The organism is uncultured Zhongshania sp. (assembly GCF_963975605.1).
GTDB classification, from domain to species: domain Bacteria; phylum Pseudomonadota; class Gammaproteobacteria; order Pseudomonadales; family Spongiibacteraceae; genus Spongiibacter; species Spongiibacter aquimaris.
The window spans coordinates 197,574-211,650 of sequence record NZ_CAXBHN010000003.1 but is presented as its reverse complement, the minus strand read 5'-3'; the positions used below and the strand labels follow the sequence as shown (position 1 = coordinate 211,650).

The following is a 14,077-nucleotide window of genomic DNA, read 5'->3' as shown; positions in this document are numbered from 1 at the left end:
GCTGGCGCTATTCTAACGCCTTATTGGGTGTCCGGATTCATTAAGCCACTACACATGCGACAAACCTCTGTTCTGAAAGAACGAGGTTTGGACGAGGAGCGGTAGCGACGAAGCCCGAAGGGACAGAAGCATCGCTTCTGATCAAATGTAGGTCAGCCCCACAGAACTCGCTGCGTAAGTCATCGCCAGGCTTTAAATACTAGCCCCAATAGCTAACGCTGTTGGGGCTTTTTATTGTAATTTAAATGGCCAAAACACTCGCTTTACTCGCGGGCCACACTGACCCGAGATTCATTAGAGTCTCGGGTTTTTTTATGGGTTGCTGGACGTGGAATCCACTAGGCGATGCCCTATGGCAAGACCCACAGCACTCGCTATGCTCGCGGGGCCAGCTTTGGCTCGCGGGGCGTTGTCCCGCTTACGCTGCGCTACAGCGCTCCTCAACCCTCTAAATTAATAGGCTTAGCGCTATAGTCTTGGTTTTGGCGCAGGGTGTTCAAGTCTTTCATGTGAGTGTCAATTTGAGAGAGGGTGCTTTCTTCATACGTCGTAGCTTTCAGTATCGGTAATAAAAGTAACTCGATGCTTGAGCAAATACGACTGACTTCCATGAAATTTAGAATAGCTGATGTGCCAGCTACTGAGTGAACTGTCCGGTGCAGATTGTAGATATCATCTGTGGGCTGGGGGCTGTTTTGAAGTGTTTGCCAGACGCCAAGTATATCCTTGATTTTTTGGTCAAGTTTGAGAATATAATTACGTTGTAGTTCTGCTAACTGCGCATCTACAGAGCCCGAATTGCTACTATCGTTTTGACTCATAATAATTCCGCCATATAGTTCTTATTTCTTCGCCCAGTGTCATAGGGTTAAATGGTTTAGTGATTACGGCTGCGGCTCCCATAGATTTTAACTTTTGAATTTCTTCAATTTGCGCTTTCGCTGTTATAAATACAATCGGGGTTTCAATGAATTCTGGGAGTTCGCGCACTTTCTTTAGCAGTTGGGGGCCGTCCATTCCTGGCATCATCACATCCAACAAAATCAGTTGTGGCATAAAGCTAGTGATTACTTTTAAGGCTTCAGTTCCATTTGGGGAAATTTCCACCGAGAAGCCCGCGACTTGCGTTAGAGCAATATTAGCAACTACACGTATATCCGGTTCGTCCTCAACATACATTAGACGAGAAAGTTCTGGTGGATTACTCACTGGGCTTCTCCGTTTCTGGATTGGCTTTCTGTAGATCAATATAAAAGGTACTTCCTTCATCAAGTTCAGAAATGAAGGACAGCTCACCTTGGTGCTGTTCTACAATAGCTTTTGAAATGTGTAAGCCGAGGCCGGTGCCACTGATGGCGCGTTTGTCCGACGTGTCGGCTTGAGTAAATTTTTCAAATACGCGGCTTTTAAATTCCAATGGGATGCCGAGGCCCTTATCAGTTACCGCAATACGAATTTTGTCTTTGATGACGGTAGCGCTAATTTCAACTACGGAATTTTCATTAGAAAATTTTGCAGCATTAGACATTAAGTTGCTCATTACCTGCATCATGCGATCGGGGTCTGCATCGATGTAGATCGGATCTGGGCACTCAGTTAGTATAAATTTAACATGATGTTTTTTTGCGTAGGCTTGATTGTCAAATATTGCGGTATCTAAAAACGGCTTAACTCGTAGTTTTATACGATTAAACTGCATTTTTTCTGATTCAATTTTTGATATATCTAAAATGTCATTGATGAGTAGTAGTAATCGGTCACTGTTTTTCTGTGCAATCTGAATTAGCGTATCTGCTTGGTCTGAATTAGCTTCGATTGCCCCGCCTATAATTAAATCCAGTGATGCTTTAATTGATGTGAGTGGGGTGCGAAGTTCATGGCTCACGGTTGCGATAAATTCGTCTTTAATTTGCTGTTCGTGTACGCGATGCATTGCGCTGCGCAGTTTTTCTTCGGTTTCTTTGCGTTCGGAGATGTCGCGGACAATCCCGGTGAACATGCGCTGACCACTCACTTCCATTTCACTTATTGCAAGTTCCAAGGGGAAGGTGCTGCCATTCTTCCGCAACCCAGTAACTTCCCTGCCGATGCCGATTATCTTTTTCTCACCGGTACTTAAATAATTATCTAAATATTGATCGTGCTCAGCGCGATAGGGGTTGGGCATTAGCATGGAGACATTTTTACCCGCTAATTCTTGTAATTTGTAACCGAATATTTTTTCTGCCGCAGGGTTAACGGTTTCAATCAGGCCCCGATCACTAATTGTAATCACACCGTCTACGATGGTATCGAGAATGGCTTTGGTGCGAGCTAATAGTTCTCTTAGTTTTTCCTCGGTATTCTTACGTTCAGAAATGTCTCGGACGATCCCGGTGAACATGCGCTGGCCATTTACTTCCATTTCGCTTATTGCGAGTTCTAGTGGGAAGGTTGTTCCATCGAGTCGCATTCCGGTGACTTCTCGGCCAATGCCGATTATTTTTTTATCGCCGGTGCTGAGATAGTTTTGAAGGTAGCCATCATGCCCTTGACTATAGTTGGAGGGCATGAGCATAGACACATTCTTCCCGATAAGCTGTGCTTTATTGTAGCCGAATATATTTTCTGCCGCAGGGTTAACTGTTTCGATTAAGCCTCGATCACTGATCGTGATGACACCGTCGACGATCGTGTCTACGATCGCTTTCGTACGAGCTAGGAGATCATTAACTGCATCTTTATCGTTCATGTTAGGTCACTGCCGTGTGAGCTTTTCGTAATTATATAAGCGTTAAAGTAACGGACTCTTGAGTCTAGATTTTTAGCGAGTACTGAGGAACTGGGAAATATACTTAGATTCGCCTTAACTATTTGATAGATAGGGATAAAAGAGATATTTAGAGGCGCGTTTAGGTTGTTTTGAAGCCTTAATCATTTTACCTGCTGTTTTGCGAGCTTACGTGCAAGTGTCCGTCGGTGCATACCTAATCGTCTAGCAGTCTCGGAAATATTGAACCCAGTTTCCGCTAAGGTCTCGTGTATCCGCTCCCATTCGAGGGTTTTAATGGAGGTCGCCCGGCCACGAATTTCGACTTCCACGTTACCTTCTGCGCTGTTAAAAGCGGCCTCAATGTCGTCGGTGTTTGAGGGTTTGGCGAGATAGTGACAGGCACCGAGTTTTACGGCTTCTACTGCAGTTGCAATACTGGCGTAGCCAGTGAGTACGACAATGAGCATGTCTACGTCGTGTTTATGCAATGCCTGTACGCAGGCTAGTCCAGATGCCTCGCCATCTAGTTTAAGATCAACAACGGCGTAGCGAGGTGAATATTTTTCTAAAAGCGTCTGAGCACCCTCTAGGCTATTAGTACTGATTACCGTATAGCCACGTCGCTCGAATGAGCGTCCAAGTGTACGTGCGAAGGCTTCATCATCTTCAATAAGTAGTAGTTTTTTGCTGGGGTTTTTTATCTCATCAGTCATATTGTTAGGCCTCCTTTAAATGGAGTGCTTCTATTGGTAGACGAAGGTTTATTTCTGCGCCACCTTCACTTCTGTTTCGAGCCTTAACTTGGCCACCTAATATGCGCGCCACATTAAAGACCAGGAATAAGCCCAGACCACTTCCTGGTCTGCCTTTTGTCGATTGATACGGCTGGCCTAGGCGGTTGAAAATGTCCTTGGCAAAACCGGGGCCACGATCTATAACACGAATAAGAAGCATGTTGTCTTCACGATACACCTCCAGTCCGACCCAGTCTGGGGATGCTTCTAAGGCGTTGTCGAGGAGGTTGTAAATGGTTTGTTTTAATACCGTATCGGAAGCGATGTCGACATCCTCTCCAAAATGGTTCCCAAAGCTAAATTCACCGATTTTTCGAGTCGACGCCCATTCGCTGCTTAAATCGTCAAAAAATTCCCAGACGCTGGTTTCGCCCGAGGATTCGCCGCGGGTTTCGCCCGCGGACATTAGTATACCGCTGACAATGGTTTTGCAACGCTGCACTTGGGTTTGCATTTCGGTAATTTCTTCTTCGAGACCTTTGTCGGCTTGTAGCGCTGGCATATGACGCCAATCGCCAAGAATAACCGCTATGGTGGCCAGCGGCGTACCCAGCTCGTGGGCGGCGCCGGAGGCGAGTAAACCCATGCGTAAGATATGTTCTTCCTCTGCGGCGCGCTGGCGCAGCTCGGCAAGACGTGCGTCGTGTTCGCGGTGAGTGCGGTTGATGCGATTAATAAACACCACTAAAAGCGCAGCGTTTAAAACGAGGCAAATTAACATCCCTTCAACGTAATAGCTGTGTATCCCTAGGTGGTAATCTTGGGGCAAATCAAGTGGCCGACCCGCTTCAGCGAGCCACAGGAAGCACAGCGTGGATATGCCCAGCAGTGCCCATGCGTAAGAGGGGGCTAATAGCACGGCGGCTAAACCAACCTGCAAGAGATAGAGAAAGACGAACGGGTTGGTTGCGCCGCCGCTAAGATAAAGCTGGACCGTCAGTGTGCCCATGTCTACCAAAAGGCCGATGAATAACTCCGCGGTTTTGACGCGGTGTCTAAACCGAAGTGCTACCTCATTCAGAGCGTTAAACAGGACGAGCCCAGCTAGCACTCCAAGCATGATTTGTATTGGCAGTTCTACGCCAAAGCCATAGTGGGTAACGAGAATGGTGAGCAATTGCCCCAGTACTGCCAGCCATCTAAGCTGCACTAGCTGGCGCATATGCTTACCGAGGGTGTCAGTATCTGTGCTCGGCGAATAGCTGCTTAAAAGGGTTTCGTCGCTCATAGCTGTACACGCATTTTGATAGGTAAATTTGGGTGATTACACAGTATAACGTTGCCTGCGTATAAGTCGCAGTATGCATCAACGTGAAGGTGCTTTGCGTTCTTCCCGTACAACAATTATGGCGGCGACAATGATCAGAAGTGCTAGGCTAAACCAGGTTATGGCGTACACCAGGTGGCTGTTGTGAAAGCTAATAACAGTGAGTCCGCCAACGGGATGTTGGCTGCCTTGTTGATGTGCTTGGCTGGTCTCATGGCTTTTTTCGGCATCAATAAAGTACGGGGCCGCGTACAAGTTTTGCATGTTTGCAATCGCTGCCACGTCACGTGAGTACCAGCGATTAGCGTTTGAATCGTTATCTCGTAGGGCGCTGCCCTTGGGTTCGCTTATTCGTAAAAGGCCGATGAGATCTTGCTGTTCAGTCGGTGGCGGTTTGGCTTGAACCCCTTGATTGATGAATCCGCGATTTATTAATACGATACTGCCATCGCTTCGCCGAAAAGGCGTGATCACCCAGTAGCCACTGCCCAGCTCTGTTGCGGCGACAACAAGGGTGTCTTTATCACTGATAAAATTGCCTGTCACCGATACGCGGCGATACTCGTCTGATTCGCTACTAATGTCTTGCCAGTATTCCGCCGTGGGTGCGGATTCTGGCGATGCGTGAGCTCGTGCATCAACCCTTTGAATAAGATCTAACTTCCACGCTCTCCGCTCCAGCTGCCAATTGCCGAGAAAAATAAAGCCAGCGAAGATCAGGAGCCCTATGGCGATAGTAGTCACTTTTTTAAGCAATGAGGGCATCGCCATGGTTGATTTACTCGCAGCTGTGTCGCGTGAACTATGTGCTGCCCATCATGCCCGGCATCATGTTCGCGTTCATGTGGTACATCACCCACAGGGAACCTGCGAGCGTGATAAACAGTAAGACGATGGTGAAAATCAGCGAGAGCATATTCCAACCGCCTTCTGAGTGAAAATTCATGTGCAGAAAGTAAATCATGTGCACAAGAATTTGCACTAAGGCAAATCCCAATATAACCACGACGGTTGCATTGCGAGAGCTGAGTACATCCGCCATGACTAGCCAGAAGGGAATTGCGGTGAGAATGACCGAGGCGATAAAGCCGATCATATAGCCGCTGAACGTGCTGTGCGGCCCTTCTTCGTCATGGTGGTCTAGGCTGTGTTGATTGTGTTCGCTCATGACATTGACCCGATTAAATAGACAATGGTAAATACGCCAATCCAGACGACGTCGAGGAAATGCCAAAACATGGATAGGCAAAATAGGCGGCGGCGGTTCGGTACAGTAAGTCCGTGTTTACGAAGTTGAAGCAGCAGAGTAATTAACCAAATAATGCCGAAGGTCACATGTAGGCCGTGGGTGCCGACCAATGTAAAAAAAGCTGACCAATATGCGCTGCGCTGTGGCGTGGCCCCTTCATGAATTAAATGATAAAACTCAAAGAGTTCTAATCCCAGAAACGCGGCACCGAATACCCCAGTAGTCGCTAACCAAATCATCGTCCCTTTTAGTTTTCCCTGCTGCATTTGCAACATGGCGAAACCATAGGTGATCGAGGAAAACAGTAGGAAGCTGGTATTCAGCGCAACGAGTGGCAGGTCAAACAGCTCAGCGCCAGTCGGACCACCAGCGTAACTTTGGCTAAGTACGCTATATGTTGCAAAGAGCGCTGCGAAGATCAGGCAATCGCTCATTAAGTACAGCCAAAATCCCAATAAAGTGCCGTTGGCAACGTGATGCTCGTCGCGCACTAGAAAATCAAAATGGTCCGGCGCCGCCGGTACTGCGCTTGAATGAGACATCTTAGGCAAGCACCTCGCTTCGTTTTGCTTCAAATTCAGCCTCAATTTTTTCTACTTCCTCAACCGGGATGTAGTAGTCACGCTTGTAATTGAAGGTATGAACAATAATTGTAATTATCAGAGCGGCAAATGACAGTCCGCCAAGTAGCCACATATGCCAGATCATCGCAAAACCAAACACCGCACTGATGCCGGCGATAACTATACCGGCTGCGGTATTTTTGGGCATGTGGATAGGCATAAAGCCGGTGTTGGGTCGTACAAAACCGTTCGCTTTCATCTGCCACCATGCGTCGTTGTCATATACTCGTGGAGTAAATGCAAAGTTGTACTGAGGTGGCGGTGACGAAGTTGACCACTCTAAGGTACGGCCATTCCAAGGGTCACCACTTTCGTCGCGCAGTGAATCACGCTTTTTGTAGCTGACGTAGAGCTGGATCAAGAAGCAGGCGATACCGATACCAATTAATACTGCGCCACCCAGGGCTATTTGGAACCAGATTTGTATTGACGGATCGTCGAAGTGGCTCATGCGTCGTGTTACGCCCATGAAGCCCAGCAGATACAGCGGCATAAAAGCGAGGTAGAAGCCGATGAACCAGCACCAGAAGGACGCCTTGCCCCAGAACGGATCTAGTTTGTAGCCCGTTACTTTGGGATACCAGTAAGTGATTGCAGCAAAGGTGCCGAACACGACGCCACCGATGATGACATTGTGGAAATGCGCAATCAGAAACAGGCTGTTGTGCAGGACAAAGTCCGCCGGTGGAACGGCTAATAACACCCCAGTCATGCCGCCGACAACAAAGGTCACCATAAAGCCGACGGTCCACAACATGGGTACATCAAATACGATGCGGCCACGGTACATAGTGAATAACCAGTTAAATATCTTGGCACCGGTGGGTATTGAGATAATCATCGTGGTGATGCCGAAGAAGCTATTCACCGTCGCCCCAGAGCCCATCGTAAAGAAGTGATGTAGCCAGACTAGATACGACAGAATAGTGATGACGAGCGTGGCGTAAACCATCGACGAGTATCCGAACAGACGTTTACCGCTGTAGGTCGAAACGATTTCTGAGAACACACCAAAGATTGGCAAAATTAGAATGTAAACTTCTGGGTGACCCCAAATCCAAATTAGATTCACGTACATCATGGCGTTGCCGCCAAGATCGTTGGTGAAGAAGTTCATGCCCAAGTAGCGATCTAGTGACAGCAAGGTCATGACCGCGGTAAGTACCGGGAAGGCCGCCACAATTAAAATGTTAGTACACAGGGCCGTCCACACGAACACCGGCATTTTCATCATATTCATGCCGGGTGCGCGCATTTTCACAATGGTTACTACAAAGTTGATGCCAGACAACAGCGTGCCGACCCCGGCTATCTGCAAGGACCAAATATAATAGTCGACCCCCACGCCGGGGCTTTGCAATATGCCGGTTAAGGGGGGATAAGCGAGCCACCCGGATTTGGCGAATTCGCCGATAAATAGCGATACCATTACTAAGCCAGCGCCCGCTGCCGTCATCCAAAAACTTAAATTGTTCAAGAAGGGAAACGCAACATCCCGCGCGCCAATCTGCAGCGGCACAATATAGTTCATTAGGCCAACAACGAAGGGCATGGCCACGAAGAAGATCATGATCACGCCGTGGGCGGTAAAGATTTGATCGTAGTGGTGGGGCGGTAAATAGCCAGTCGCGTCGCCAAATGCCATAGCTTGATGGATACGCATCATGATGGCGTCGGCAAAGCCGCGCAGCAACATCACGATACCTAAAATCATATACATCACGCCGATGCGTTTGTGATCGATGCTTGTGATCCATTCGCGCCACAAATAGCCCCATACTTTGTAATAAGTGAGTGCGCCGACAAGCGCGCCGCCGCCTATCGCGACAACGATAAACGTCGCCAATAGAATGGGGTCATGAAGAGGGATTGACTCCCAGCTGAGTCGACCGAATATCAGCTTGCTTAGTTCGAACTGTTCAGACATGAAAATTACCGATGCCCACGGGGCATTGTCAGTGAATGGAACAAACGCGTGGCGATTAAATTGGTTGTGGCAAATAATCTATTGAGCATGATGACCCTCGTGCTGCGCCTTAGAGCTAGCCGAAGAATCGTGGTCTTTGTGATGAGGTGACATCCAATCCTTCATACAAGCGGAGCCGGCATCTACACAGCGGTTGAGAATGGCGTCGTACAGCTCGGGCGCAACGCTTCTGTAATAGTGAACAGGATTCTTTTCGCTAGGTTTTTCAAGCACCTTGTAAACAGGGCGGCTAAGTTCATTGCCTTCGGTTTTAACCTTGGTAACCCATTCATCAAAGTTTTCTTCGCTCATGCCAAGAAACTTAAAACGCATATGGCTAAAGCCTTCGCCTGAGTAATTGGCAGAGAAGCCGTCATAACTGCCGACTTCATTGATTACCGCGTGTAGTTGGGTTTCCATGCCGCCCATAGCATAGATTTGTCCTGCCAGAGCGGGAATGTAAAACGAGTTCATCATGGTGGTCGATGTGATTTTAAACTTGATCGGGCGGTCAACCGGTGCCGCCAGCTGATTGACGACAGCGATACCTTGTTCCGGGTAGAAGAAAAGCCATTTCCAGTCCATGGCCACTACCTCTACGATCAAGGGTTCAACACCTTCAGGAACGGGCTTGCCCTCGCTTATGCGATCCAGTGGGCGATAGGGGTCAAGTTGGTGAGTGCTCACCCATGTGAGTGCGCCCAAGGCGATAATGATGGCCAGCGGTGCCGCCCAAATAACTAACTCCAGACTGGTGGAGTGATCCCAGTCTGGGGAGTAGGTGGCGTCTTTATTACTTGAACGATAGCGCCAAGCGAATATCAGCGTGAGTGCGATGACGGGCACGACCACAATTAGCATGAGTATAGTTGCCCATACAATCAGGTTTGCCTGTTGAGCGGCGATATCGCCAGAGGGCGACATCACTACCGTATCGCAGCCTGATAGCAACACAATAATGGCTGTGAAAAAAATATTGCGCAGAGTTCTGTGAATCGACATCGCCACTCGCAAGTCCAGAGATTAGGTGAGGTTGCGAACTCTAAGCTAATTGCGTGGGCGATAGAATTGGACAATTTGTCCTATGGCTGGCTCGTCGCAATAAGAGTAGGCTTTCCGCCATTACTAAATTTGGATGAAATTTGCGCCATGTCCAGTACCGCTAAACCCATGACGAATAACAACGCTAGCACCGCCGAAATGCAAAACCCCGAGAGGCATTCTTCCGTTGCTCCCGGTGAAATTGCCATCGGTGTGGTCATAGGCCGCGCATCAGAGCATTTCGACTTTTTTGTGTTCGGTATCGCCTGCGTGCTGGTATTTCCCGGCGTGTTTTTCCCCTTTGTAAGTAGCTTAGAGGGCATGCTTTACGGTTTCGCTATCTTCTCCATGGCGTTTGTGGCTAGGCCATTTGGCACTGCCCTGTTTATGAATATCCAGCGTCGCTGGGGCCGCAGTGTAAAACTCACAACATCACTATTTCTATTAGGCACGGCTACTGCAGGTATCGCCTTTTTGCCTGGCTACAATACCTTGGGCGGCGCGTCGATATTCTTACTTGCTATGTTTCGGATCTTGCAGGGCTTTGCTTTGGGCGGGTCGTGGGATGGTTTGCCATCGCTACTGGTTTTAAATGCCCCAAAAGCTAAGCGCAGCTGGTATGCCATGATTGGCCAGCTCGGTGCGCCAATCGGTTTTTTAATCGCTAATTTATTATTCTTATACTTAATTAACAGCGTCAGCAGCGAAGACTTTCAAGCCTGGGCTTGGCGTTATCCTTTCTTTGTGGCGTTCGCAATAAATGTCGTCGCGCTGTTTGCTCGTTTGCGCTTAGTGCTAACCGAAGAGTATACGCAGGCACTAGAGGAGAGCGAGCTAGAGCCAATTAGCACCCGTGAAATGCTAGATAAGCAAGGGCCAAATATTTTTCTGGGGGCCTTTGCCGCGCTGGCAAGTTATGCACTTTTTCATATCGTAACCATATTCCCCTTATCGTGGATTTTACTCGGTGAGTCTCAGCTAATTGGCAAGGTTCTTGTTGTTCAGGTGTTTGGCGCCTGCATTGGTATTGTCGCCACTATTCTTTCTGGCGTGATTGCTGACCGTATTGGTAAACGGACAACCGTGTCCTTAATGGCCGTCTTGATTGGGATTTTTGCACTGTTTGCACCGATGCTGATGGGTGGTACGCCGGTCATGCAAGATGCCTTTATATTAATTGGCTTTGCACTGCTGGGTATTTCTTATGGACAGGCGTCTGGCACGGTAACCGCGAATTTTGAACGCCGTTTCCGCTATGCAGGTGCTGCATTAACTTCAGATTTAGCATGGTTGTTTGGCGCCGCTTTTGCACCATTGATTGCACTTGGATTGTCGGTGCATTTCGGTCTTATGGCGGTAAGCCTATATTTGATCTCCGGTGCCCTTTGTACGCTATTGGCTCTGCGTATCAATAAGCACTTGGAAGCCACTGATTAGTCATACATAGCTAGTTGGAAAAGCCGCGATATCTATGAGATAGCCACGTAAAAGCCAGCAAAATCTTGGCGTGAGTGGCTATTAAACGTCGGTCTACGATATTTTTCGCGAGCTTCTTCTCAGAAAGTCTAACTCTTTCTTCAGGTATTCAATTTTTTCGTCAATGCTGGGCTTGCGGGCCGGTTCGAGAGCGGATTGGTGTTTCAGATTTAGAAAGTCCTGAGCGCTTAGCGCCGGCTCCGGGCAATTGCTACTAACACGCCCAAACCTTGCAGGGGCGCCGCAGTCACTCTTCGCAATCAGTGACATTGGCGGGTTAAAGTTGCCGACAAAGCTGTCTTTTTCATTACGCATTGCTTAACTCTCCCTAATCAGTATTTCTATCTTTCGCTCTCTCAATAGAGTGCGGCGCTTATCTAGCTGTTGTCCTCGTTGTGTGTGATCTTCTTGTCATCAATGGCTTCTTGATTGCGAACTCTGCAATTAAAACTACTTCAAAAAGGGATGCTACCGTCAACGTGTTAATTTTTAATGAATATTGGTTCAAGACAAAATTGTCCTTGTGTACTAGTAAATTAGGTTAAAGATAAATAAATGCGGCGGTAGTGTGATTTCTTGCGGAATCGACGAAGGTAATTTAAGGGGGCAGGGTTCTAGAGCGTGGTCAATGAGGGTAGTTACTAGCCAGACGTAAGGAGTTGAAATGGGTTATTCGGGAGTCTATTTATTGTCGCCTAGGGCAAGGCCCGCGAAGCGCGTTTACTATAATTTGTTTAAATCAGCTAGACTAAGCGCAGATAAGGACGAGTGTCCGTTGTAGCTAGAGTTGTAGCTAGAAATGGTGGGCCCACCAGGACTTGAACCTGGGACCTGCCGATTATGAGTCGGATGCTCTAACCAACTGAGCTATGGGCCCTAATTTCTAGTGTCGTCAAAAAACGTGCGCGCATTATAGAGCGCGGTGGCTAGGTTGGCCAGTGTTTGACGATATTCACTGAATAGAAATGACTAGGGTTTATGGTTTTTTTGGGATTAAATTCGATAATCTCGTACAGATTTTAGGGAGGCGATACTTGAGTAATCGCGATCGTATTTTTAAAGCGTATTTGGACGACCAGCGCCAGTCGTTACAAGCGCCCTTGGCGTCCGTGCAGGCATTCACTGAGTCACTGTTGGAGTTGCCCGTTATTTCGGCTTCTTCTGAGATGAAAGCTGATGTGAAGAAGATTGCTAAGGCCGCGGTGACCATGATCAAAATGCTGGAGTCGATTTCCGCTTTTTCAGCAGATTCCCAAACCGAGCTTTCCCGTCTGCGGCACGATTTACGCAATGCGATTGGCCTTGTCGATGGCTATGGCGATATGTTGCTCGAAGATTGTGAAGATGAGGAGGCTGCAGAGTATATTCGCCAAATTCGTCACCAGTCCCGCCTGTTTCAGGGGCGTTTAGAGCAGTTTAAGTTGGGTGATGACGACAAGGCGGCTTCAGACCCGATAGCGGCTATTTTTAAAAGTTTTAAGCGCGGCATTATCCGTGATGATCAAGAGCATATGGCCGCCAGTATTTTGGTGGTGGATGACAACGACAGTAGTCGCGATCTACTTGCCCACCAATTACAGCGTCAAAATTACATGGTGATAGAGGCCGCCAGCGGTGAGCGTTGCTTGGAGATTATGCGCAGCGCCCAACCAGATTTGGTGTTGCTCGACCTAGTGATGCCGGACATGAACGGCTATGAGGTGCTTCAGGTCATTCGCAATGATGAGGCCCTGCGTCGAATACCGGTCGTTGTGGTAAGCGGCATGCAAGATGAAGAGGGGGCGGTGCGCTGTATTGACGCGGGTGCTAGCGATTATCTCCTCAAGCCGGTGAACGCGACCTTATTAAAGGCGAGAATTCGAGCATTGCTAGAGGCCAAGGGCTGGCGGGACCGCGAACGGGAATACCTTGCTGAGCTTGAAAAAAGTCAGCGATTTATTCGCAAGATATTTGGTCGATACCTCTCTGACGAAATTGTTCAACGTTTGCTTGATGACAATGATGGTTTGCAATTAGGTGGCGAGCTGCGCCAAGTGACGATTTTAATGGCAGATATTCGCGGTTTCTCTGCTTTGAGCCAACAGCTCGGGCCTGAGCAGTGCGTAAAATTGCTGAATAACTACTTTGCTGCGATGACTGAAGTAGTTCAGCGTTTCAGAGGTACAGTCGACGAGTTTGTGGGTGATGGCATCTTGGTGATTTTTGGCGCACCGCTCAGCGATAAAGATGATTGTGATCGAGCGATAGCGTGTGCGGTGGCGATGCAGCTTGCGATTAAAGACGTGAATACGCGCAATCGCGCTGACAATTTGCCTGAAATCACCATGGGGATTGGTTTGAATACCGGCGATGTGGTGGCGGGAAATGTCGGTTCTGAAATCCGATCTAAATACGGGGTGGTGGGTCATAACGTTAATCTGACTGGGCGTATTGAATCATGCACGGTGGGTGGGCAAATATTGGCCTCGCCGGCGACGATAGCTGCCGCCTCGACTCAGGTATTGTCCGGCGATAAGGTAACCGTATCGCTCAAGGGTATGGGTGACGCGGTTGCATTGACGGAAATTTTGGGCGTTGGAATGCCCTATGATTTAGTACTGCCGCAGCCAGTGGATAAGTGGCAGGTATCAAAGAATCAAATTCAGCTGCAGCTCACCTTGATGGCGGGTAAACAAACTGCGTCGAAGCAATATGTAGTTCATGTTGATGCGCGCTCGGGTGACCGATTGCGGGTTACCAGTACCGAGCCTTTACCGATGTTGGTCGATGTGAGTATCGACGACTTTGACGTTGCGTGTTACGCAAAGGTAACGGCCCAGAGTGCAGACTCCGAATTTGAATATGTTTTAACACTGACGTCGACAAGTTCAGATTTACAAAGCGCGCTAAAAGGCGCATTTGATGAATAA

13 protein-coding genes and 1 tRNA gene are annotated in these 14,077 nt (G+C 48.3%); 2 read left to right on the top strand and 12 right to left on the bottom strand.

Translation table 11 applies throughout. The annotated features are described in order from the left end of the window. Window positions 1-440: 440 nt before the first annotated feature. The 10 genes from AAC007_RS05485 to cyoA form a co-directional block, all read right to left on the bottom strand. Window positions 441-821: an Hpt domain-containing protein gene (locus tag AAC007_RS05485; protein WP_339675097.1), complete on the bottom strand. Its 381-nt coding sequence runs from the start codon at window positions 819-821 to the stop codon at window positions 441-443. Further along, window positions 805-1,209 carry a response regulator gene (locus AAC007_RS05480; protein WP_296435481.1) on the bottom strand — a complete coding sequence of 135 codons (405 nt, stop codon included), beginning with the start codon at window positions 1,207-1,209 and terminating at the stop codon, window positions 805-807. The genes AAC007_RS05485 and AAC007_RS05480 overlap by 17 nt, the downstream gene beginning before the upstream one ends. After that, window positions 1,202-2,731 carry a PAS domain-containing sensor histidine kinase gene (locus AAC007_RS05475; RefSeq protein WP_296435480.1) on the bottom strand — a complete coding sequence of 510 codons (1,530 nt, stop codon included), beginning with the start codon at window positions 2,729-2,731 and terminating at the stop codon, window positions 1,202-1,204. Before AAC007_RS05475 ends, AAC007_RS05480 begins: the two co-directional genes overlap by 8 nt. A gap of 182 nt (window positions 2,732-2,913) precedes the next feature. Continuing rightward, entirely contained in the window at window positions 2,914-3,465 is a 552-nt protein-coding gene (locus tag AAC007_RS05470) for a response regulator transcription factor (protein WP_296435478.1), read from the bottom strand. Window positions 3,466-3,469: 4 nt separating this feature from the next. Then, on the bottom strand, window positions 3,470-4,774 hold the full coding sequence (locus AAC007_RS05465) for an ATP-binding protein (RefSeq protein WP_296435477.1): 1,305 nt from the start codon (window positions 4,772-4,774) through the stop codon (window positions 3,470-3,472). A gap of 78 nt (window positions 4,775-4,852) precedes the next feature. Then, the gene (locus AAC007_RS05460) at window positions 4,853-5,584 is read right to left on the bottom strand and encodes an SURF1 family protein (RefSeq protein ID WP_296435476.1); all 732 of its coding nucleotides are present in this window, start codon (window positions 5,582-5,584) and stop codon (window positions 4,853-4,855) included. Window positions 5,585-5,615: 31 nt separating this feature from the next. After that, a complete protein-coding gene (cyoD, locus tag AAC007_RS05455; protein WP_296435474.1) occupies window positions 5,616-5,981 on the bottom strand; it encodes a cytochrome o ubiquinol oxidase subunit IV in 366 nt (121 codons plus the stop codon). Next, complete coding sequence (gene cyoC, locus AAC007_RS05450) at window positions 5,978-6,604, bottom strand: cytochrome o ubiquinol oxidase subunit III (protein ID WP_296435473.1); 627 nt, start codon at window positions 6,602-6,604, stop codon at window positions 5,978-5,980. The genes cyoD and cyoC overlap by 4 nt, the downstream gene beginning before the upstream one ends. A 1-nt stretch (window position 6,605) precedes the next feature. Next, entirely contained in the window at window positions 6,606-8,612 is a 2,007-nt protein-coding gene (gene cyoB / locus AAC007_RS05445; protein ID WP_296435471.1) for a cytochrome o ubiquinol oxidase subunit I, read from the bottom strand. Between the two features lie 78 nt (window positions 8,613-8,690). Next, entirely contained in the window at window positions 8,691-9,653 is a 963-nt protein-coding gene (cyoA, locus tag AAC007_RS05440; RefSeq protein WP_296435470.1) for a ubiquinol oxidase subunit II, read from the bottom strand. Between the two features lie 147 nt (window positions 9,654-9,800). On the opposite strand from cyoA, the gene AAC007_RS05435 reads away from it, so the two are divergent. Further along, on the top strand, window positions 9,801-11,129 hold the full coding sequence (locus tag AAC007_RS05435; RefSeq protein ID WP_339675090.1) for an MFS transporter: 1,329 nt from the start codon (window positions 9,801-9,803) through the stop codon (window positions 11,127-11,129). A gap of 93 nt (window positions 11,130-11,222) precedes the next feature. Here the strand turns inward: AAC007_RS05435 and AAC007_RS05430 are convergent, their stop codons facing one another. Both AAC007_RS05430 and AAC007_RS05425 read right to left on the bottom strand, forming a co-directional pair. Next, window positions 11,223-11,483: a hypothetical protein gene (locus AAC007_RS05430; protein WP_339675087.1), complete on the bottom strand. Its 261-nt coding sequence runs from the start codon at window positions 11,481-11,483 to the stop codon at window positions 11,223-11,225. Between the two features lie 485 nt (window positions 11,484-11,968). Then, window positions 11,969-12,045: transfer RNA gene (locus tag AAC007_RS05425), tRNA-Ile, on the bottom strand. A gap of 157 nt (window positions 12,046-12,202) precedes the next feature. Between AAC007_RS05425 and AAC007_RS05420 the strand changes: the two genes are divergently transcribed. Continuing rightward, window positions 12,203-14,077, top strand: a complete 1,875-nt coding sequence (locus AAC007_RS05420) for an adenylate/guanylate cyclase domain-containing protein (RefSeq protein ID WP_339675085.1) — start codon at window positions 12,203-12,205, stop codon at window positions 14,075-14,077.